This window comes from Myxococcus llanfairpwllgwyngyllgogerychwyrndrobwllllantysiliogogogochensis (assembly GCF_006636215.1).
In the GTDB taxonomy this organism is placed as follows: domain Bacteria; phylum Myxococcota; class Myxococcia; order Myxococcales; family Myxococcaceae; genus Myxococcus; species Myxococcus llanfairpwllgwyngyllgogerychwyrndrobwllllantysiliogogogochensis.
In genome coordinates, this window is the sequence record NZ_VIFM01000054.1 from 12,875 (window position 1) to 31,839 (window position 18,965).

Annotated in this window: 20 protein-coding genes; 8 read left to right on the forward strand and 12 right to left on the reverse strand. The window is 68.8% G+C overall.

From position 1 onward, the window contains the following. Nucleotides 1–70 precede the first annotated feature (70 nt). Together FJV41_RS15865 and FJV41_RS15870 are read left to right on the forward strand one after the other, a co-directional pair. Nucleotides 71–1,672 carry a phytoene desaturase family protein gene (locus FJV41_RS15865; protein WP_141643329.1) on the forward strand — a complete coding sequence of 534 codons (1,602 nt, stop codon included), beginning with the start codon at nt 71–73 and terminating at the stop codon, nt 1,670–1,672. 94 nt (nt 1,673–1,766) lie between these two features. Then, nucleotides 1,767–2,624, forward strand: coding sequence for a hypothetical protein (locus FJV41_RS15870; RefSeq protein WP_141643330.1), 858 nt, complete (start codon nt 1,767–1,769; stop codon nt 2,622–2,624). A gap of 281 nt (nt 2,625–2,905) precedes the next feature. On the opposite strand, the gene FJV41_RS15875 is transcribed toward FJV41_RS15870, so the two are convergent. Then, entirely contained in the window at nt 2,906–4,681 is a 1,776-nt protein-coding gene (locus FJV41_RS15875; RefSeq protein ID WP_141643331.1) for a methyl-accepting chemotaxis protein, read from the reverse strand. Between the two features lie 460 nt (nt 4,682–5,141). On the opposite strand from FJV41_RS15875, the gene FJV41_RS15880 reads away from it, so the two are divergent. Then, nucleotides 5,142–5,333: a CsbD family protein gene (locus FJV41_RS15880; protein WP_141643332.1), complete on the forward strand. Its 192-nt coding sequence runs from the start codon at nt 5,142–5,144 to the stop codon at nt 5,331–5,333. Nucleotides 5,334–5,411: 78 nt separating this feature from the next. Here the strand turns inward: FJV41_RS15880 and FJV41_RS52235 are convergent, their stop codons facing one another. Beyond that, nucleotides 5,412–5,570 (reverse strand): hypothetical protein, encoded by a 159-nt coding sequence (locus FJV41_RS52235; protein WP_174453945.1) that lies wholly within the window; start codon nt 5,568–5,570, stop codon nt 5,412–5,414. Between the two features lie 660 nt (nt 5,571–6,230). Here FJV41_RS52235 and FJV41_RS15885 point away from each other — a divergent pair. Next, nucleotides 6,231–7,166, forward strand: coding sequence for a universal stress protein (locus FJV41_RS15885; RefSeq protein ID WP_141643333.1), 936 nt, complete (start codon nt 6,231–6,233; stop codon nt 7,164–7,166). A gap of 43 nt (nt 7,167–7,209) precedes the next feature. Further along, nucleotides 7,210–9,072 carry an ABC transporter ATP-binding protein gene (locus tag FJV41_RS15890; RefSeq protein ID WP_141643334.1) on the forward strand — a complete coding sequence of 621 codons (1,863 nt, stop codon included), beginning with the start codon at nt 7,210–7,212 and terminating at the stop codon, nt 9,070–9,072. A 10-nt stretch (nt 9,073–9,082) separates the two neighbouring features. Here the strand turns inward: FJV41_RS15890 and FJV41_RS15895 are convergent, their stop codons facing one another. The 6 genes from FJV41_RS15895 to FJV41_RS15920 all read right to left on the reverse strand — a co-directional run bounded on the left by FJV41_RS15895 (nt 9,083) and on the right by FJV41_RS15920 (nt 14,098). Further along, nucleotides 9,083–9,703: a HEAT repeat domain-containing protein gene (locus FJV41_RS15895; RefSeq protein ID WP_141643335.1), complete on the reverse strand. Its 621-nt coding sequence runs from the start codon at nt 9,701–9,703 to the stop codon at nt 9,083–9,085. A gap of 59 nt (nt 9,704–9,762) precedes the next feature. Then, a complete protein-coding gene (locus FJV41_RS15900; RefSeq protein ID WP_181790670.1) occupies nt 9,763–10,575 on the reverse strand; it encodes a Uma2 family endonuclease in 813 nt (270 codons plus the stop codon). A gap of 142 nt (nt 10,576–10,717) precedes the next feature. Further along, nucleotides 10,718–10,984 (reverse strand): hypothetical protein, encoded by a 267-nt coding sequence (locus FJV41_RS15905; protein WP_141643337.1) that lies wholly within the window; start codon nt 10,982–10,984, stop codon nt 10,718–10,720. A gap of 92 nt (nt 10,985–11,076) precedes the next feature. Further along, nucleotides 11,077–11,655, reverse strand: a complete 579-nt coding sequence (locus FJV41_RS15910; protein WP_141643338.1) for a type 1 glutamine amidotransferase family protein — start codon at nt 11,653–11,655, stop codon at nt 11,077–11,079. Between the two features lie 299 nt (nt 11,656–11,954). Continuing rightward, entirely contained in the window at nt 11,955–12,293 is a 339-nt protein-coding gene (locus tag FJV41_RS15915) for a hypothetical protein (RefSeq protein WP_141643339.1), read from the reverse strand. 260 nt (nt 12,294–12,553) lie between these two features. Continuing rightward, nucleotides 12,554–14,098: a right-handed parallel beta-helix repeat-containing protein gene (locus FJV41_RS15920; RefSeq protein WP_246137227.1), complete on the reverse strand. Its 1,545-nt coding sequence runs from the start codon at nt 14,096–14,098 to the stop codon at nt 12,554–12,556. 188 nt (nt 14,099–14,286) lie between these two features. On the opposite strand from FJV41_RS15920, the gene FJV41_RS15925 reads away from it, so the two are divergent. Next, nucleotides 14,287–14,637 carry a hypothetical protein gene (locus FJV41_RS15925; RefSeq protein ID WP_141643340.1) on the forward strand — a complete coding sequence of 117 codons (351 nt, stop codon included), beginning with the start codon at nt 14,287–14,289 and terminating at the stop codon, nt 14,635–14,637. Nucleotides 14,638–14,655: 18 nt separating this feature from the next. On the opposite strand, the gene FJV41_RS15930 is transcribed toward FJV41_RS15925, so the two are convergent. Further along, the gene (locus tag FJV41_RS15930) at nt 14,656–15,000 is read right to left on the reverse strand and encodes a thioredoxin family protein (RefSeq protein WP_141643341.1); all 345 of its coding nucleotides are present in this window, start codon (nt 14,998–15,000) and stop codon (nt 14,656–14,658) included. Between the two features lie 357 nt (nt 15,001–15,357). Between FJV41_RS15930 and FJV41_RS15935 the strand changes: the two genes are divergently transcribed. Both FJV41_RS15935 and FJV41_RS15940 read left to right on the forward strand, forming a co-directional pair. Beyond that, nucleotides 15,358–16,746 (forward strand): SMI1/KNR4 family protein, encoded by a 1,389-nt coding sequence (locus tag FJV41_RS15935; RefSeq protein WP_141643342.1) that lies wholly within the window; start codon nt 15,358–15,360, stop codon nt 16,744–16,746. 140 nt (nt 16,747–16,886) lie between these two features. Then, the gene (locus FJV41_RS15940) at nt 16,887–17,204 is read left to right on the forward strand and encodes an immunity 53 family protein (RefSeq protein ID WP_141643343.1); all 318 of its coding nucleotides are present in this window, start codon (nt 16,887–16,889) and stop codon (nt 17,202–17,204) included. 82 nt (nt 17,205–17,286) lie between these two features. Here the strand turns inward: FJV41_RS15940 and FJV41_RS15945 are convergent, their stop codons facing one another. The 3 genes from FJV41_RS15945 to FJV41_RS15955 all read right to left on the reverse strand — a co-directional run bounded on the left by FJV41_RS15945 (nt 17,287) and on the right by FJV41_RS15955 (nt 18,856). Then, complete coding sequence (locus tag FJV41_RS15945) at nt 17,287–17,559, reverse strand: hypothetical protein (protein ID WP_141643344.1); 273 nt, start codon at nt 17,557–17,559, stop codon at nt 17,287–17,289. A gap of 109 nt (nt 17,560–17,668) precedes the next feature. Next, entirely contained in the window at nt 17,669–18,319 is a 651-nt protein-coding gene (locus FJV41_RS15950) for a SanA/YdcF family protein (protein ID WP_174476123.1), read from the reverse strand. Nucleotides 18,320–18,397: 78 nt separating this feature from the next. Further along, nucleotides 18,398–18,856 carry a response regulator gene (locus FJV41_RS15955; RefSeq protein ID WP_246137228.1) on the reverse strand — a complete coding sequence of 153 codons (459 nt, stop codon included), beginning with the start codon at nt 18,854–18,856 and terminating at the stop codon, nt 18,398–18,400. Between the last annotated feature and the right edge of the window lie 109 nt (nt 18,857–18,965).

Here is an 18,965-nt window from a genome sequence, read left to right on the forward strand (position 1 = left end):
CACAATCCCCGCCCGCCCGTTCGCACCACGGACACTGCAACGGCTGCTCGCTCAGGGCATTCTAGGAGCCATGGTGCGTCACGTCATCGTCGTGGGAGCGGGACCGGGTGGGCTGTCCGCCGCCATCAACCTGGCCGGCCAGGGCTTTCGAGTCACGGTGGTGGAGAAGGACCCGGTGCCCGGCGGGCGGATGAAGGGCCTGACGCTCGGACCGCAGGGCGAGTATTCGCTCGATACTGGTCCTTCCATCCTCCAGCTCCCCGGTGTGTTGGAGCGCATCTTCGAGCGGGCGGGCCGGCGGTTGGCGGACTACGTGAAGCTGGTCCCCCTGGACGTCAACACGCGGGTGCACTTCTGGGATGGCACCCACCTGGACACCAGCCGACACCCGGAGCGCATGGAGGCGGAGGTCGCCCGCTTCGGTCCGGAGCAGGCCGCGGCGATGCGCCGGTGGTTGGCGGAAGGGAGGGAGAAGTACGGCGTCGCGTACGAGAAGTTCATCTGCACGCACGCGGGAAGCCTGGGTTACTACGCCCCCTGGCGTCTGGCGCCCACGCTGCGCTTCAAGCCCTGGCAGACGCTGTACCGGCACCTGGACTCGTTCTTCCATGACGACCGGCTGACGTACGCGCTGGCGTATCCGTCGAAGTACCTGGGCCTGCACCCGACGACGTGTTCGTCGGTGTTCAGCGTGATTCCCTTCCTGGAGTTGGCCTTCGGGGTGTGGCACGTCGACGGCGGCTTCCGAGAGCTGGCGCGAGGGATGATGCGGTGCGCGCAAGATTTGGGCGCGACGTTCCGCATGGGCGCGCCGGTGGAGCGCGTGCGCGTGGAGGCGGGGCGCGTGGTGGGCGTGACGCTGGTGGGGGGCGAGGTGCTGGACGCGGACGCGGTGGTGATGAACGCGGACCTGCCGTATGCGGCGACGAAGCTGGTGCCCGCCGAGGCGCGCGAGGGCTCGCGGCTGACGGACGCGGCGCTGGAGAAGGCGAAGTACTCGTGCAGCACGTTCATGGCGTATTACGGGCTGGACACGCGCTACGAGGACCTGCCGCACCACCTCATCTATCTCTCGGAGGCGGCGCGGCGCACGGACCGGGACGCGCTGGAGGACCGGAGCGTCGACGTGGACGACCCGCCCTTCTACGTGTGCAACCCGTGTGTGACGGACCCGTCCGGCGCGCCGAAGGGGCACTCCACGCTCTACGTGCTCGTGCCCACGCCCAACACGGCGCGGCCCGTGGACTGGGCGAAGACGGAGGCCACGTTGCGCGAGCGCATTCCAGACATGCTCGCGAAGGTGGGGCTGAAGGGCGTGCGTGAGCACATTCGCGAGGAGCGCTACTTCACGGCGGAGACCTGGCGGGATGACTTCAACGTGTTCCGGGGCGCGGTCTTCAATCTCTCTCATACATGGATGCAATTGGGGCCGCTGCGGCCCCGGGTGAAGAGTCCGGACGTGGAGGGCTTGTTCTGGGTGGGTGGGGGCACGCATCCGGGCAGCGGGCTGCTCACCATCATGGAGAGCGCCAACATCGCCGCGGACTACCTCAACCGCGAGGCGGGCCAAGGGCCGCTGCCGGGTTGGCCGTACGTGCCGCCGTTGGACGACGCGAAGCGGGAGGCGGCGGGCCCGTCGTCGATGCAGGCGCCCCGGGCGCGCGCTGGCTGAGCTTCCTTCCCCTCCATGCGAACGGAGGGGGTCCCTCGCGTGTGGGGCGTGACGGATGCGAAGCTGTCACCCTGTCCGTGGAGGTCGCGAGCGTATGCCCTTCTTCATCCCGTTGGCGGTGGGTGGCCTGGTGCTGACGGCGCTGGGGCTCGGCGTGAAGCGGGTCCTGGATGAGGGCCTCGTGGGGGCGCCGGAGCCGCCGGAGGTCCGGGCGGCTCGTGAGCGGCACGCGGTGGCGTTGGGCTCGCTCAAGTCGACCCGGCTGCGCGTGCGCGCGGGGATGACCTCGCTGGGCGAGCGGCAGGTGAAGGCGAAGGCGGAGGTGGTGGAGCCGCTGCGTGGGCTGCTGGCGCGCCTGGAGCGGTGGGAGCATGCGAGGCGGGAGGATGTCCTTCCGGCCGAGGCCCTGGCCGCGTTGGAGGCGCTGCCCGCCGAGCCCGTGTCGCGAGCGGCGCGGCGTGCGTGGCCGCTGTTCGGTTCAGGGGCGACGGCGCCGCTGGAGCTGGTGCCCGTGCTCGAGTGGTTGGAGCGGGGCTGGTTGCAGGAGGACGCGGTGCCGGTGGTGGTGGATGGGGTGTCGCTATTCCACGCCGCGGCGCCCTGGGCCGCATCGCCCGCGCCGGACACGGTGGAGGCGCGTGTGCGGTGTCTGGAGGACTGCGTGGCGACGCTGACGCGGGCCACGGACTTCCTGGAGGCGCTGCTCGCGCGACTGGCCGCGCTCGACGCGCGGGTGGGAGCGCTCCAGGGGCGCGCGGAGGTTCAGCTGACGTACCTGGATGCGGCCAGCTTCGAGGAGGGCGGCGAGGAGCCTCGTGAGCGGCTCTCTCGCCTGGGTGTGCTCGCGGGACAGTTGATGGTGCTGCTGCGCGCGCCAGTGCTGACGTTGGATGGGCACCTCGCGCCGGAGCCTCCGGTGTCAGTGGAGGAAGCGACGCCGGCTCAGACGTAGCGCCGCGCACTGGGCGGAGGCCTTCGCCGGGCCTTCGGTGTCAGCGGAGGAAGCGACGCTGGCTCAGACGTCACGATGCGCTGGGCGGAGGCCCGCGCCCGAGCTTCCGGTGTCAGCGGAGGAAGCGCCACCAGCTCAGACGTCACGATGCGCTGGGCGGAGGCCCGCGTCGGAGGCTCCGGTGTCAGCGGAGGAACAGGCGCGGGCTCAGACGTAGCGCCGCGCACTGGACGGAGGCTCGCGCCCGAGCCTCCGGTGTCAGCGGAGGAAGCGACGCTGCTTCAGACGTAGCGCTGCGCGAGCTGGGACACCTGTCCCGTCGCATGCGTGACGGCGACGGCGGCCTGCTGCGTGGTGTCCAGGTGGCGCAGTGTGTCCGTCGTGAGTTCGTCCAGTTCGCGCACGGCGGCGAAGAGCTGGTCCACGCCCTGGTGCTGCTGGGCCACCGCCTCGGCGATCTGCCGCACTGCGGACGCGGACTCGCGGGACAGCGTGGCCAGTTCGCGCAGCCGCTCGCCACTGGTGCGCAGCGGCGTCAGCGCCGTCTCCACACCCGCGGCGCCCCGGTCCGTCATCTCCGTCGCCTGGGTTGCGGCCGAGGCCATCGTCTCCAACAAGCCTCGCACCTGATTGGTGGCCTGGACGGACTGGTCCGCCAGCTCGCGCATCTGCCGCGCCACCACGCCAAAGCCCTTGCCGTGCTCACCCGCGCGCGTGGCTTCAATGGCCGCGTTGATGGCCAGCATGTGCGACTGGTCCGCCAGCGCCTTCACCACTTCCGACACGCGACCCACCTCGCGGGCGCGCTGCCCCAGGTCCTGCATCTGCTCATGCAGCCCGTCGGCGATTTCGCGGATGGAGGCGAGGCCCTTCTCGGTGCCGAGCAGGGACTCCTCGCCCAGCCGGCCCACGGCGGCGGCGCGCTCGGCGACCTGGAGGATGCTGGTGGCGCGCGAGGCCGCCACATGCGACGCCTGCTGGATTTCCTGCGCGGTGGCGCGCGCCTGATGCAGCGCCGCGGCCTGTCGCGACAACGTCTGGTTCTGCTGGCTGCTGGCCTCCGACAACCGGTTGCCCGCCTGGGCCAGGTCCCCGGCCGACGAGCGCAGCGAACGAGGCAGTTCCTGGAGCCGCTGATAGAGCTGCCACGTCGTCGCCGCCAGGTCACCCAGCTCGTCCGTGGACACCCAGCGCGGCGGCGCGGCGCGGCCTTCCACCAACGCCTCCAGCGACGCACCAACCGCCCGCGAGCCCTTGGCGAGCCTGCGCGCGGCCCACGCCGCCGTGAGGATGGAACCCAGCGCGGCATAACCGCCGAACATGATGACCGGCAGCACCAGGTCGCGCTGCAGCGGCGCCACGGTGGCGCGCACGCGGTCGGCCGACGCGGCCTGTCCTCGTGACTCGATGTCGGCCGCCAGCGCGCCCATCTCCCGCTCCAGCCTCAGGTGCAGGGTGACGATGCTCGTCAGACAGGTGACGAGCAGCGCGGACACGACGGTGGCCGGAAGCAGCCACAGCTGCCTCGGCGCGAAGCCCTCGCCCGCGGGCCGGGCACTCGGCGCGCGCTGGTACGCCTCCAGCACGGTGGGCATCAGCATCTGCTCATAGAGCATGTACAGGAGCGGGCTGCTGAACAGCCCCGCGCTCACCGCCACCGCCACGCCCACCGGCACCACCGACATGGGCCTGTCCAACAGCAACGCCACGCCGCCGTTGAAGAGCACCCCTCCAATGAACCACGACACCATCGACTCGCCGAACGCCAGCGTCGAAGGGATGCGGATCAGCCGCTCCACGCGCAGCTTCCCCTGCGAGGCCATGGCGCGCTTCAGGAGCCACGGAATCACAAGCACCGGCTGCGCCACCGCGCACAACCCCAACACCAGCGGCGTGATGACTCCCAGGAGGATGCGCGTCGCGCGCGGCCCTTCCAGTGAGAGCAATTGCATGTCCACGTAGAGGGCCGGACAGAAGGCCACCGTCGTGATGAGGGACCGCAGCAGGTACATCCGCCGGAACAGCGCGCCAGGGGTCGGAAGCGGAGGAGTAGACATCGGGAAGCAGTGACTCCGGGGTGGCAGTGACCTCAGCGTGCGGGCCGGCGCGCCTTGCGTCAATGTCCCGTTTCAGCCTGAGAGAAGGATTCCAACCAGGCAGCGTGTCTGCATGGTCGTCAGCACCGGCGCAGGACCCTACCTCCTGTCTGTCTGCATGTCAGGCAATTCAAGGAAAATTATGGGATTACCACCCCCTGCTCCGAGGCGCGGGTGGCGCGTGGGCCGCTCCACGCGGAGCTCCTGGCGCGTGCGAGGCAGGAGGCTGACACCGGCACCTACATCAACGAGCGGGCCTCCCGTTGCTGGGCGAAGTGGGCTCCCGGGCGGGCCGATGCGCCTCCGCCGTTGATGCTCCCAGGGCAGGCGAGCGTCGTCGCGCCGCCTGCATGCCACCCGGCGCGTGTTCACACTCTCACCACAACGGCTCTCAGGAGCTCAAAGCCAAAGGAGATGCGTCATGGGTGAGTTGATCGACAAGGCCAAGGGCAAGATCAAGGAGACCGTGGGCGCCGCGACGGGCGACCGCTCGCTGGAGGCCGAGGGCAAGGTCGACACGGCGAAGGGCCACGCCAAGGAGAAGGTCGAGGACGCCAAGCGTGCGGTCCGGGACGCGGTGGACGACGACAAGCCTCGCCGCGATGAGCCCTAGTCCGGTACCGCGAAGACGATGATTGCTACGGCGGGGTCGCGGGGCATGCCCTCGTGACCCGTCGCCGTTGTATCCGCCCTAGCGCTTCGCCGCGGGTGGACACGCCACTTCAAGAAACGTCGTGGTCTTCCCACTGAGCATCACCCACAAGCAGCGCAGCACACAGCCCGCGCCGAACTCTCGGTAGATGAGACCCAGATTGGTGACCACCTCTCTGCCGGTGATGACCCCGCGCATTGGCCCTCCCCCTTCTTCAGCATCCCGTCCGACCCGCCACCCACCGCGCTGCCGTAGCACCCCATCTGCAAAGCCTCGGCCGTGCTGCTCGCGGCCCGCAGGAGTCGCTCTGTCGCTCCTCGGACGTGCCAAGCGGGCCAATCTTCGTGCCCGGGTGCATGTCCCTTACGACTCACGTGAGATACGGACGCCAGACGCCTGGAGTTTTTTCAGGGAGGCCGTCCACCGTGCGACGCACTTCTCCTTCCCGCGCGCAGCGGGGGCTTGAGCCCCTGCCTCCCTTCGTGACGTCTCGCCTCCCGCGACGAGGTGTCGTGCTCCACCCTCACCCAGGTCTGAGTCGGGACGACGTCGCTGTCACCCGAGTGAAGCGCCGGGCCACGCGGCGAGCGCGAGTCATCCAGGCGGCAGGGGGAGCGGTGCACGCGAGGACCTTGGGGCTCTGTCGTCTGCTCGGGCACGCGCCGTCCCCGCGGCACGGGTGGCATCTGGGCGCGAGGGCCTGAATCTTCGGAGCGAGGACTTGGACATCGCCGCGTCACGGCGGCGGACCGACGAGCAACGGCTCGCCCAGGTCGCGTCAGGTGCATGGGATGGCGTGTCACCGCCCCACGGCGCCGACACTAAAGAAGTAGGGACAGACGAAAGGAGGGTCTCGCGATGAGGCAGCACGAGCTGACCCGGCTGGACATTCCATTGTTGTCACCCGGGCCCTCCCGGGGCCCGAGGGGCATGACACGCCTGGTGGTGGCGACGGACTTCTCGCTGCGCTCCGAGCTGGCGCTGGCCCGGGCGCTGCGGCTTCCGCTGGGCATGGGAGCCACCTTCACGGTGATGCACGCGGGGCCTCCGCTGGAGGGCTCGCCCGCGGGAATCGTGGCGGGAGAGCGGTGTCTGCGCAAGGCGGTGAGCGCGGTGGCGCGGCGGTTGAGGCAGCGGCAGGACGTGACGGTGCACGAGGAGCTGCGCCGGGGAGACGCGGTGGACGCCGCCGTAGCGGTGGCGCGCGAGCAGGGCGCGGAGTTGGTGGTGCTGGGCGGCACGCACGTGACGGCGCCGGGACGGGAGCTGGGTGAGCGCTCGACGGTGCGACGGATGGTGCGGCGGCTGGACACGTCGGTGCTGACGGTGTTGCCGCATCCGGCGCGGCCGTATGCGAGCCCGCTGGTCGCGGTGGACTTCTCGCGCGAGTCCCGGAGGGCGCTGGAGCTGACGCTGAGGTTGTGTCCCCTGACGCTGGTGGAGGTGTTGCACGTGGTGGACACCCGCGCGGACGAGGCGGCGCTGCGCGCGCGGGGGGCGTCACCGGAGCGCTTCCTGGTGTTGCAGCGGGAGCGGGAGGACGCCGCGAGGGTGGCGCTCGCCCGCTTCCTGGCTCCGTACCGGGAGACGGGGCGCGAATTGGAGGCCCGGCTGCGTGGAGGCGAGCCGGGCGAGAGCATCCTGGCGCACGCGGCGGAGTTGGGCACGGACCTGCTGGCGCTAGCGGGCTCGGGGCAGGCCGAGGGGTGCGGCGTCTCGCTGGCGGAGCGGGTGCTGGCGAGGTCCTCGTGCGACGTGCTGGTGTCCCGGCACGAAGGACGTGCGGTGTCGTGAGGGGCCAAGCGCGCGGACGCCGGGCGCGTTATGAACGCGCCCTGTGTCTCCTCGTCCTCTTGATGCCACGCCCCCCGCGAAGACCTCCCTCAAAGACCGCCTGAAGGGCGCCGGGAGCCTGTTCCGGCAGCTCCCCGGCACGTTCCAGCTCTTCTGGCGGGCGAGCCCCCAGGGGGCGGTGCTGCTGGGGGCGCTGACGCTGGTGGCGGCGGTGTTGCCGGCGGGCATCGCCTGGGTGGGCAAGCTGATTGTGGACGCGGTGGTGGCGTCCGCGCAGGGCTCGGCGGAGGCGCACTCGCGCGTCTATGGCCTGGTGGGGCTGGAGTTCGGGCTGATGCTCGGCTCGGCGGTGGTGGAGCGGGGGCTGACGCTGACGCGGGAGCTGTTGCGCGCGAACCTGGGCAACCTGCTCAACGAGCGGATTCTGCAGAAGGCGCTGGAGCTGGAGCTTCAGCACTTCGAGGACTCGGACACCTACGACAAGATGCAGAACGCGCGGCGCGAGGCGAGCAGTCGTCCGCTGTCGCTGGTGATGCAGGCGTTCTCCATCGTCCGCAACGCGATTACGTTGTCCACCTTCGCGGCGCTGTTGATTGCGTTGTCGCCGTGGAGCGTCGTCGTGTTGGTGGTGGCGTCGATTCCGGCGTTCATCGCGGAGGCGCGGCTGGCGATGGCGGGCTTCCGGCTCTACTCGTGGCGTGCGCCGGAGGGGCGCAAGCTGAACTACCTGGAGTGGATCCTCACGCGCGACAGTCACGTGAAGGAGGTGAAGCTCTTCGGGTTGGGGGAGCTGGTGTTGGGGCGCTACCGGGAGCTGTTCCGGAAGTTCTTCGCGGAGGACCGCGCGCTGGCCTTCAAGCGGATGGGGTGGGGTCTGGGTTTGGGAGTGTTGTCGCTGGCGGCTTTCTACGGCTGCTATCTGTTCGTGGCGGGGCGGGCGGCGGATGGGGCCATCACCGTGGGCGACATGGTGTTGTACCTGGGGGTGTTCCGGCAGGGGCAGGCGGCGTTCCAGGGCATCCTGACGAGCGTGGGCTCCATGTACGAGGACGCGCTCTTCATGAGCAATCTCTTCACGTACCTGGAGATTCCGACGGGCAGCGAGTCGCCCCGGGTGTTGCCGGCGAAGTCACCGCCGCGCGGGCCGACCAACGACATCGAGTTGCGCGACGTGTCCTTCCGCTATCCGGGGAAGGAGGCGTGGGCGCTCAGGCACGTGTCGTTGACGCTGCGGCCGGGACAGAAGCTGGCGCTGGTGGGGGAGAACGGGGCGGGGAAGAGCACGTTGTTGAAGCTGTTGTTGCGGCTGTACGAGCCGACGGAGGGGGTCATCCTCTACGGGGGCGTGGACATCCGGGACATGGACGTGGGGGATTTGCGCAGCCGCTTCGGGGCGGTGTTCCAGGACTTCGTGCGCTACCAGTTCAATGTGGCGGAGAACATCGGGTTGGGGCACGTGCCGGCGCTGGAGGACCGGGGTCGCATCGTGAAGGCGGCGGAGCAGGGTGGGGCGAGCGGGGTGATTGAGACGCTGCCGAGCCAGTACGACACGATGCTGGGCGGGTGGTTCGAGAAGGGGCAGGAGCTGTCGGCGGGGCAGTGGCAGAAGCTGGCGGTGGCGCGAGCGTTCATGCGGGACGACGCGGAGGTACTGATTCTGGATGAGCCCACGGCGAGCATCGACGCGGAGGCGGAGCACGCGTTGTTCGAGCGCTTCCAGGCGCTGGCGGCGGACCGGATGGCGATAGTGATTTCGCACCGCTTCTCCACGGTGCGGATGGCGGACCAGATCGCCGTGCTGCACAACGGCGGCGTGGACGAGCTGGGCAGCCATGACGCGCTGATGGCGAAGGACGGGCGCTACGCGCACCTGTTCCGCTTGCAGGCGCGCGGTTATCAGACCTGAGGCGAGGGGCTCAGTCCTGCTTGCCTCGACGCATGACGGGGATGCGGTCGGGAGACTCCCTCGACTCGATGTGGTCGATGGCGTCGAGGGCTTCCTCGGCGACGTACCACCAGCCCGGGTTCACCCGCTCGTCCTCCTCGGCGACCTTGCGGAGCGCGGGGATGGCGGGGCGGTGCTTGAGGGCGCCGAGGGCGAAGCAGGACCAGAAGCGCAGCTCGACGGCGGGGTGTTCGAGTAGGCCGATGAGGGTCTGGAAGATGCGCCGGTTCAGGCCCGACGACGTTGATGGCCTGAGGGCATCGAGGGACTGACCGCGGACGCTCATGTGCTCGTAGGGGTCCTCGGCGGCTTCGAGCAGGGCCTCGATGACGGGGGGCGAGCCCTTGTCGATGCTGCAGAGCAGCCAGGCGCAGACCTCGCGGGCCTTGGGGTCGGCGGCGGTGCGCAGGAGTCTGGCCACGTGGCTTGCCGTGATGGGGTCCTTGCGCTGCAACAGCACCATGGCGGCCTGATGTCGGGCGGCTTCGTCTCCTGTCTCGAGCGGGCCGAGCAGCAGCGCCAGCTCCGGTGGAGGAGCCTGGAAGTCCGGAGCGCGAGGGCGTCGGGCGGTGCGTTTCGTGGAGGGCTTCATGGGAGCACCCTACGCGGTTTCAGGGCGGGGGAGCCGGGTCCGACCCCGAGGCGAGGGGCTCAGTCCCGCTTGCCGCGCAGTTGCTCCAACTCGGCGAGGGCCTCTGCCAGTCGACGCTCGGCGTCCTCGCGGCGCTGGGTTTCCTCCGCGCGCAGGCGCACCTCCTCGGTGAGTTGGTGCTCCAGGTCCGTGTGGCTTGCCTCGACGCGCTCCATCATGTGCTCGAGGCGGGAAATCATCTCCTGGGCTTCAGGAAGCGCCGCGCCGCCGACGTAGAAGCGAAGGCGCTCGTCGTCCACCTGGAGCTCCAGGCCAAGCACTTCCGAGCGGTAGAACCCATGCTGAGGCAGGATGGGGCGGTAGGCACGGCGTCCCTCCTCAAGCCTCCATCCACTGAGTCTCAGCCGGCCCCGGTCGAAGACGAAGTACTCGCGGATTCCGAGGCGGGCGAAGCGCTCCACATTGCGCTCCAGGTCCTTGCGTCGCTCCCCCGCGACGATGACTTCCAGGGCCAGGTCCAGACCTTTCCCCTCCGCGCTCACCATCCAGCGCATGCGGGAACGAGACTCCACGTCCACCACGGCGATGACGTCCGGGGAGCACATCGACTCGCCCGGGTAGTACACGGGCAGCTCGCAAGCCAGGTACACCTTGCGGCCGATGCGAGAGAAGAAGCTCCCGAGCACCTCCCTCGTTCGCGATTTGGCCTCGTAGTGGGGGTCACCCTCGGGAGGGTGCGTCTGCGAGACGGGGAACTCGGAGGGAAGGCTGTCGATGACCTGGGCCCGCTCCGCGGGTGTCAGTTGCTCCCACAGCTCCTGGGGAGGCGCGCGCGGGTCGTCCGGATTGACGCGGTAGGGGTCGGAAGCCATGGGACTGCTTCCGAGAGTAGGTCGCCCGGAATGAAGGGCCAAGGGCCGCAAGGGCGTTTCGTCTGCTCGGTGGCTGTCGGCACGGGCGTTGCCCGGAAAAGCAGGAGTCGACGTGGGCGACGTCTACACCGATGTCCCGACTTCAGGGAACGGGAGGCGGGTTCGGCCCGCCCGAGCGCTTCTGGCGTGCCTTGTCCCGGAGGACGAGCAGGGCGCCCAGGGCGAAGAGCACCGCGGCGAACGAGATGCCCCCGCCGATGAAGCCGCCGACGAAGCCGCCGAGCCCACGCATGGCGGTGCCGACGAAGCCCTCAAGTCCCCAGATGGGGGCCGAGGTGATGCCCCACACGGCACCCACCACTCCGAAGAGGGCAGCACCGGCGAGGATGACGGGCTCGATGAGGTTCATCGTCTGCCTCGAGGGGCGGCGGGAGGAGTGGCGCTCCCGCCATTGAAGCACACGCGAGGAGCGCCCTGGGTTCGCACCGGGGGCACGAGGGCTCAGGTGGGCTGGTGCTCGCGCCCGAACTCCGTGAGGAACTCGGCCAGGGGCTGGGTGGCCTCGGGATGCAGGGCGCCGAGCACTTCCAGGGCGAAGCTCGAGGGCGCCGAGCCGGACGCGGTGATGACGCGTCCGTCGCGCACCGCGCGCGGCCCGGGTCGATAGTGCGCGGCGCCGTTGTAGGTCGGGACGTGTTGCTGGAGGAAGTCGAGGGCGTTGCTGGTGTGCGCGCGGTCATCGAGCAGGCCGGCCCGGGCCAGCGCGAGCGTCGCACCGCAGATTCCGGCGACGACGAGGCCCGCGTCCGCCGCGCGCCGGAGCACGGGCGTGAGGTCGGGGCTCTCGGGCGTCATCCAGAGCGAGGACCCAATCAGCACGAGCGCATCGGCCTGGTTGGGAGAGAAGTCCTCGAGTGCGCCGTGGACCTGGATGGTCATTCCGCCAATCGATGAAACCGGACGTCCCCCTGGCGACAACCACGACACCTTGTCACCGAAGTCCTCGCGCGCCCCCGCCGCCAGCAGCGCGGGCTCCCAGTCGGCGAACGGCTCCACCACGACGAATGCGATACGGGCCAACAGCGTGCTCCTCGTTGAATGAGCCCCGAGGATAGGGAAAGTGGGCGCGACTCTCCAGGCGCGAGAAGGCCCCCACCGCCAGGACAAGGCAGCGGCGGGGGCATTCTCGCCCGGGGTTCAAAACAATATGGATTTCAGTCAGGTCGGAGTCGTTCCACTCAGCGTAAGGGTAGACGGTTCGCGACCCGCCGATGGGCGCGCGATGAGTGGGAAGACGCGATTGATTGACGCCGTCAATGACTTCGCGGTGTGATGTCCGCCGCACGAATGGACGGATGTTCGTGCGATTCGCCAGTGCGTCAGTTCGTCCAGCGAATGTGCCACGGGCCGCCGCGCCAGGCGCAGACTTCCCATGCGAGGGGCTCACAAGCGCCGCATGCCGTGTCCGGAGCCTGGATGAGTTTTCCATCGCAGCAGCGGATGCCACAGGTCCGCAGATTGGGTGAACAGGCCTCCACCACGGTCAGCGAGCAGGCCTGGGCATCGACCTCTCCGCCCTCGGAGACAGCCTCCTCACTGATTTCCTCTCCAGGCATGGCCTCGGTGAGGGCCTGCTCCTCCGGGAGCGGCCCTCCGCACGCGGTCAATGCCACGATTCCAGCCAACAGCGCACAACGACGCAGTCCCGTCATGAACATGGTTGTCTTCGCTTTCCTTGGCGCCTGGGTTCAGAGAAGCCCATCAGACGCAAAGCCAGTAAGCCACGGAATGCCCGCAAAGGCAATATGTTGTGCATGCGAATGGTTGCCTGAGTCAATGAGTTGTACGGGGTCTGTCCAAGGCGATGGGGTCATGGATAGGGATTCCCGCATGCCGCGCCGCGCCCAAGGGGAACGCACGGCTCCGCCGGAAGCCCTGTGGCTCCTTCCGGCGGGGGGGCGAGTGATGCGGTAATCCGCTACGGCGCGGGCGTCGACGTCGGGGAGAGGGCTTCCGTGGGCCCTGGCTCGGTGATTGCCCGTGAGGGCACGAGGACTCTCACCGAGAACTGGTCCAGGTAGGAGGGGGCCAGTGCGCTGAGCCACTGGGCATGGGTCCCCTCCCACAGGGCACCCGAGAGGGTGAAGACTCCAATGGGGCCCAAATAGCGGTTGCGGTCCATCCCCATGCCGGGCCGGTGCTCCGGCCGCCCCAGGCGCACGAACAGCCGCATATCCCGCAGGACGTTGTCGTAGACAATGAGGCCAAACACGACGTTGGGTTCGTCCGCTGCGAGTCGGAGCCCGGCGTCGGCGGTCCGCTCGATGGTGTTGCTGATGATGTGTACCCCTTCACCCTTCACGATGCGGATGCCCTGTCCATTGGTGCGCGACGCATAGTTGTAGATGTCGTGGATGTAGTTGCTTTCAATCAGCACGTTGGTGGGATGGTCGATGACGTTGTTCCCGCCAATGGAGATGCCCCGGCCCGCTTGGTAGATTTCATTGTCCAGAATCTGGATGTTCGTCGCGTCCTCGTGAATCAGCACGCCTTCGGCGGCGGACGTGTTCGCCTGCCAGGGAAAGCGGGTGATGTTCGGGAGGTCGTAGATGATGTTCCTGTGCAGCAGGAGGTCATCGCAGGCCTTGACGTCGACGCCGTTCTCCCCCGTGGCATGCAGTCGATTCCTCTCGACGAGGATGATGGCGGGCCGGCCGCCATTCGGCTGACACTGCACCCCGTCGCCCGAAACGTCGTGGATGTCGTTCTCCACGATGAAGATGTTGCGGGACACGCCTCGGATCGCCACGCCGTGCGAGTCCGTGTTCGTCTTGGAGAAGTCGTAGATCTCGTTGTGGTCGAAGAGGACGAACTCCGCGTAGCTGGCGATGACGCCGCCGCCGGCCCGGCCTCCGTGCAACTTCGAGTCGCGGAGTTGGGAGCAGGTCGTGTTGGTCTCGAAGAGCACGGCGAACGACGGTCTGCTTTGGACGTCCACCTCGAAGAACTGGACGATCCAGTACGGCTGGCTCACCATGACCAGGCTGCCGACGTTGGTGGCCGCTGGCAGGATGCGAGGACGCGCGGCCTGCTCACCCCTCAGGACGATGGGAGCGTCGGCGGTGCCCGGTCGAGCCCCCTTCGGAGCGGTGATGGCGACCTGCTCGTTGTAGTCACCTGCTCTCACCACGATGACGTTTCCCGGCCGGGCGACCTTCACCGCCGCCATGATGGTGGAGTAGGGATTCTCGTTGGACCCCAGAGGCTTCGTGGGGTCTCGTGGGCCGGTCTTCGCGACATGGATGGTGGGACCTTGCGCCTGCGTCCCCCTCGGACAGTGGTCGTAGAAGAGGTCTTCCGTGAAGATGGGTGCCTGCCTCGCGGTCTGAGTCCCCACCCTGTCCGACGATGCGCCGTCCTCGTATGCCTCGGGCTGGCCCGTGCCGCAACCCAGCGCGCCGCCGCATAGCCATGTCATGCAGGCCAGATGCGTAAGTATTTGCCCCCATCGATGCTTCGTCATGTCCGTCCCCCTCGTGCCCTGCCACCGCGAGGGTTCATGGTTGTAACGGCCCTGCCCCACATCAACCTCGTTGCCCCGAAGGATGGACGCGCTGCTGTCCATACCCCTGGGGAGGTAGGTCCCTCCCGGGAGTCTTGTGGAAGCTTTCCATGGGCCTGCATTCGCAGGTCTCGACCCGTGGGGAAGCAATGACTGTCAGATACGACCCGGAAATCATTCGCGCCCATGCGCAGGCGCTCTATGACCAGGCACGAGGCATGGTCTTCGCGTGGGGCCTGGCTGGTTTTGTCGGAGGAGGAGTCGCTGGCGCGGTGCTCGACGCGGCGATGAAGAGCGGGCCGATAGGGGCCGTGGTCCTCGGCTTCATCGGGATGGCGCTGGGGGTCCGCTCGGCGAGGTCGCGGGCCTTCGTCCTCCAGCTCCAGGCGCAGACGGCGCTGTGTCAGGTCGCCATCGAGGCCAACACGCGCCGCGCCGCCGATGCCGTGGTGTCCGCCGCGAGTCCGCCGGAGGGCGGTCGGCTCACCCAGGTGGGCTGAGCACGGCGCCCTGGAGTGCTACGCCGTCGGCAGGTGGTCGCGGACGACGCCGAGCCAGTATTCCTTGCCGTAGTACTGGCTCATCTTCCCGATGAGCTTCCCCTCGCGGAACAGCAGGAACGTGGGGATGCCGTAGAGGCCGAAGCGGTGGGCCAGCGTCTCATGCTGGTATGCGTTCACTTTCACGACGCGCATCGGTGCGCCGTCCAGCTCCGAGAGGAGCATGGGCTCGGCCGCCGCGTAGATTTCGCAGTTCGGGCAGCCGTCACCCCAGAAGTCCACCACCACCAGCTCGCCCTTTGGCTCCATGACCAGCTGGTCGAAGTTCTCCGCCGTCCCCTCATAGCTCACGGGATGTGCCATGCCCCTTGCCTAACGGGACGCTCTCCCGGCTTCAAGCCGGGCTCGGCCCGGGTGGCGGGTCCCCGGGGAACCCGTTCCGCCCGGTCGTGGATCAGCGGAAAGAGGCCTGTCTGGCCTGGAGCGGAGGGGGCGCGAGGCCCGGGGCCTTCTGGGTCGGTGGCGGGTCCTCCTCCCGAGCAAGGGGATGGATGGAGCCCTGGCCCGGCGTTGTCGTGATAGGTCCGGGGAGGGCTCGGGTGGCCCTACCTCGGGGGCTGGATCATTCCGTGTGGGGGGCCATCAAAAGCCCAACAGGCGCACTGCGCGGGACGCACAGCCGCCGTAAGGTTGTGGCAATGGTTGTGTCGTGGAGGGGTCATGCACGAGTGGTTGCAGGCACTGCGGAAGTCGGCGAAGGCAGCGTCATCGGGTGTGTCCGCGGATGAGGTCCGGTGGGCGGAGACGGAGTGTGGCGTTCCATTCCCCGAGGACCTCGGCCACCTGTACCTGTCCTTCAACGGGGGTGAGTTTCACGGGGACGTGAATCTCTTCCCGCTGCACGGGCCCGAGGGCTCCGCGAGCGTGTTGGAGAAGACGCGGTTGAAGCTGGAGGGCCTTCCGGCGGCGGGTGTGTGGCGCATTGGAATGAAGGGTGCCCACCGGCACCTGTTCTCCGCGCGCAAGTCGGCCATGGTGGAGCAGGGCGATGGTGGTGGACCTCTGCCGGGTTGGGTCCAGGCGCTGGGTGACGAGGAATGGATTTTCGGCACCTGGGAGGGCGAGAAGCGCGAGATGCGGCTGTACCGCACGCTGAAGGAGATGCTCGACGTGCTCGTGCCCCCGGCGGAGGTCGAGAGCTTCGGTGAACGCACCTTCGCGCGCGCGCTGAACGCGGTGCTCCAGGGCGCGCTCTCTGGCGTCGGGGTGGACGATGAAGAGGAGACGGAGAAGGAGTCCGTCACGCAGGAGGTGCTCGTCGAGGCCGAAGAGGAGGAGGAGGACGAGGGCGCTCAGCGCGAGCTGGCCTACGAGTACGACGACGACGCGTCACGAGGCCGGAAGGGCGCCGAGACCGCCGGATTCGGAAAGGCTGGCACGAAGGACGGCGGTGGGAGGAAGGCTCCGTCGAAGGTGGCGGTGAAGCAGGTGGAGCTCTTCGTGCGTCCCACGATGCAGGAGGCGCTGCGCAAGGAGCTGGGCCCCGAGAAGAAGGCGGCGCCCAAGAAGAAGGCGGCCGAGGCACCGGCACCGAAGGCTCCCGCCGAGCCCGCCGCGACGAAGGCGAAGCCCCAGGCGGCCGTGACGCCCGCTGAGGTAAAGCCGGTGAGCGCGCCCCAGGCGGAACCGACAGCGAAGAAGGCCAAGGTGAAAAAGGTGGCCACGCCACTGGCGTTGGCACCCGCGACGAGCGATGTGCCGGCGCTGCTCGCGGAGGCGGCGGCGAAGAAGGCCGCAGTGAAGCCCGCCGCGAAGAAGGCCCCTCCGAAGAAGGCCGCAGTGAAGCCCACCGCGAAGAAGGCCGCAGTGAAGCCCACCGCGAAGAAGGCCGCAGTGAAGCCCACCGCGAAGAAGGCTGCAGTGAAGCCCGCCGCGAAGAAGGCTGCTGCGAAGAAGGCCCCCGCGAAGAAGCCCGCTGCGAAGAAGGCCCCCGCGAAGAAAGTCGCCACCAAGAAGGCGGGGGCCAAGAAGGTCGTCGCGGGGAAAGCTCCAGCGAAGAAGGCGGCAGCCAAGAAGGGCGCCGTCAAGAAGGCCAAGTCGAGGAAGTAGGCCCTCGACGCGTCCATGCGCGGCCCCTTTGTTCGAGGAGGGGCCGCCTCGCGGCGCGATACAAGAAGACCGTCAATGTCAGCTTGACGAGGTCTCGCCGTTCCTCATCGTCAAACGAACTCCTGGGAGGAGAAATGACGATGGATGCGCTGCGCACTCTGGAAGCCTGGCTTGCCAATCACTCCGATGGAGAGTGGGAGCACCAGTACGGTGTTCGGATTGAGAACCTCGACAATCCAGGGTGGTCAATCCATATCGATCTGATCCAGACGGAGTTGTCGGGGGTCGCCTTCGAGGAAGTGACGATTGATCGAACGGACGAGGATTGGGTCCGCTGCCGAGTGCGCGCTGACGTCTTCGAGGGGTTTGGTGGAGCCTCGAACCTGAGGGAGATTCTGGGCATCTTCCAGACGTGGCAGGAGAAGTTCGCGGGCGGAAGCTCTCTGCGCGAGCCGTGAGTCCGCGCGAAATCCCGGGGGCGCAGGCGGGCCGGACCTCTTCAGTCCGGCCTCGACCTTCCAACCGATGGGCGCCGAAGCGCTAGCTCTCCGGGAGCTGGTCCCTTCGCGCGGGGCGCAAGCGCTCCTCGGGCTGGGCCGTCAGCTCCACTTCCTCCGCCTCCTCGTCACCCCGGCGGAACTCGTGAATCTGATCCGGCAGGATGTCTCGGAAGTCCGGCTCCTCCTCCAACGGGGGAGTCGCCGCCAGGTCCTGGTCGGAGATGTTGATCTCCTCCTCGCCGGTGTCCTGATTCACGTGACGCAACGAAGTGGACTCGCCCACGTCCTCCGAACCGAGCTTCTTGAATCGCATGGTGTCTCCTCGCTCAAGCGGGGTGGGCTGAACCGCCGTACCTCAACAATGAGAACCCACGCGGGCCGCCGCAATTCGCGCCGCCCGCCCGCCTGCCGGGTTCGGCGGCTCAGCCGCCCTTCGGGAACGCCGCGCGGCCCGTCGGGTAGACGGGCTCCACCTTCAGCAGCACCATGCCCAGGGCCAGCACGCGCGACAGCGTCTCGCGCACGGTGTAGCGCCAGGGTGTCGACCGCCCCTCGTCCGCCGCCACGCCCCACGCGTCGATGCCCACCGAGTTGGCGATGAACAGCGCCCGAGGCAGATGGAAGCGCTGGGTGACGAGCAACGCCTGACTCGCCCCGAACACGCCGCGCGCCCGCAGGCAGCTGTCATAGGTGGACAGCCCCGCCTCGTCGCCCAGCACCGCGGACTCCGGCACGCCGCGCTCCAGGAGGTAGCGCCGCATGGCCCGCGTCTCGTGGTGGAAGGGCTGCACCTCGTCCCCGCTCACCAGCACCGCGCGCACCTTGCCCTCGCGCCACAGCGCCATCGCCATGTCCAACCGCTGGGCGAGCACCGGAGAGGGCACCGCGCCCGGCGCCAGCCCCGCGCCGAAGACGAGCGCCACCGGCGCCGTGGGCGCCTGCGCCAGGGACACGATGCGCTCCTCGTAGCTCACCCGCACGAGGTACGAGGTGACGAGCAGGCCCACCGTGCCCGCGAGCAGGAGGAAGAGGGCCCTGCGCGCCCAGATACCGCTCGCTCGGGTTGGCTTCATGGACCCAGGAACCACCGCACCAGGCGCCATTGTGTTACGGCCGACCGCCCTCGCAAAGCCCCGTGTGGACCCCCGGCGTCAAACCGGTGCGTCCGCCTGGGGGGCGGCCAGCCCTGGCAACAGCCGCCGCAGCGTTTCCAGGAGACGCTTGGGGTCCACCGGCTTGGGCAGGAAGGCCGCCACGCCCTGGCTCGCCGCGTACACCGCCCTGTCACGGGGGCTCATGTCCGCCGTCTCCGCCGACAGGATGACCACCGGCACCCGCGCGAGCGCCGGGTCCGTCCCGCGCGCCGTCAGCACCCGGTGGCCGTCCAGGACCGGCAGCCCCATGTCCAGCAGGATGAGCGAGGGAGGGGGCAGGGCCGCCAGGTGCGCCAGCGCCTCCCGGCCGTCGCCCGCGACGCGGACCTCGTAGCCCTGGAGCTCCAGGTACGTCTGGAGCGCCTCGCGGATATCCACGTCGTCCTCGACGATGAGCAGGGGTCCACCGGCGGCGACGGCTGAGGCCATGCCCTGGAAGGTAAGGGGTCTGCTCACCTCCGACAGCCCCAGGGTCGCCCGCCCGGCAGCCCCCGGGCCTCGTGTCCGGAAAGCCCCGGCAGGACTGCCGTTGACCGGCTTGCGGCCCGCTTATATAGGGGGCCCC

Excerpts from the sequence above, each read along its gene's own strand:
- FJV41_RS15865 (WP_141643329.1), top strand. The coding sequence starts at position 71 with ATGGTGCGTCACGTCATCGTCGTGGGAGCGGGACCGGGTGGGCTGTCC.
- FJV41_RS15870 (WP_141643330.1), top strand. The coding sequence starts at position 1,767 with ATGCCCTTCTTCATCCCGTTGGCGGTGGGTGGCCTGGTGCTGACGGCG.
- FJV41_RS15875 (WP_141643331.1), bottom strand. The coding sequence starts at position 4,681 with ATGTCTACTCCTCCGCTTCCGACCCCTGGCGCGCTGTTCCGGCGGATG.
- FJV41_RS15880 (WP_141643332.1), top strand. The coding sequence starts at position 5,142 with ATGGGTGAGTTGATCGACAAGGCCAAGGGCAAGATCAAGGAGACCGTG.
- FJV41_RS52235 (WP_174453945.1), bottom strand. The coding sequence starts at position 5,570 with ATGCGCGGGGTCATCACCGGCAGAGAGGTGGTCACCAATCTGGGTCTC.
- FJV41_RS15885 (WP_141643333.1), top strand. The coding sequence starts at position 6,231 with ATGAGGCAGCACGAGCTGACCCGGCTGGACATTCCATTGTTGTCACCC.
- FJV41_RS15895 (WP_141643335.1), bottom strand. The coding sequence starts at position 9,703 with ATGAAGCCCTCCACGAAACGCACCGCCCGACGCCCTCGCGCTCCGGAC.
- FJV41_RS15900 (WP_181790670.1), bottom strand. The coding sequence starts at position 10,575 with ATGGCTTCCGACCCCTACCGCGTCAATCCGGACGACCCGCGCGCGCCT.
- FJV41_RS15905 (WP_141643337.1), bottom strand. The coding sequence starts at position 10,984 with ATGAACCTCATCGAGCCCGTCATCCTCGCCGGTGCTGCCCTCTTCGGA.
- FJV41_RS15915 (WP_141643339.1), bottom strand. The coding sequence starts at position 12,293 with ATGTTCATGACGGGACTGCGTCGTTGTGCGCTGTTGGCTGGAATCGTG.
- FJV41_RS15920 (WP_246137227.1), bottom strand. The coding sequence starts at position 14,098 with ATGACGAAGCATCGATGGGGGCAAATACTTACGCATCTGGCCTGCATG.
- FJV41_RS15925 (WP_141643340.1), top strand. The coding sequence starts at position 14,287 with ATGACTGTCAGATACGACCCGGAAATCATTCGCGCCCATGCGCAGGCG.
- FJV41_RS15930 (WP_141643341.1), bottom strand. The coding sequence starts at position 15,000 with ATGGCACATCCCGTGAGCTATGAGGGGACGGCGGAGAACTTCGACCAG.
- FJV41_RS15935 (WP_141643342.1), top strand. The coding sequence starts at position 15,358 with ATGCACGAGTGGTTGCAGGCACTGCGGAAGTCGGCGAAGGCAGCGTCA.
- FJV41_RS15940 (WP_141643343.1), top strand. The coding sequence starts at position 16,887 with ATGGATGCGCTGCGCACTCTGGAAGCCTGGCTTGCCAATCACTCCGAT.
- FJV41_RS15945 (WP_141643344.1), bottom strand. The coding sequence starts at position 17,559 with ATGCGATTCAAGAAGCTCGGTTCGGAGGACGTGGGCGAGTCCACTTCG.
- FJV41_RS15950 (WP_174476123.1), bottom strand. The coding sequence starts at position 18,319 with ATGAAGCCAACCCGAGCGAGCGGTATCTGGGCGCGCAGGGCCCTCTTC.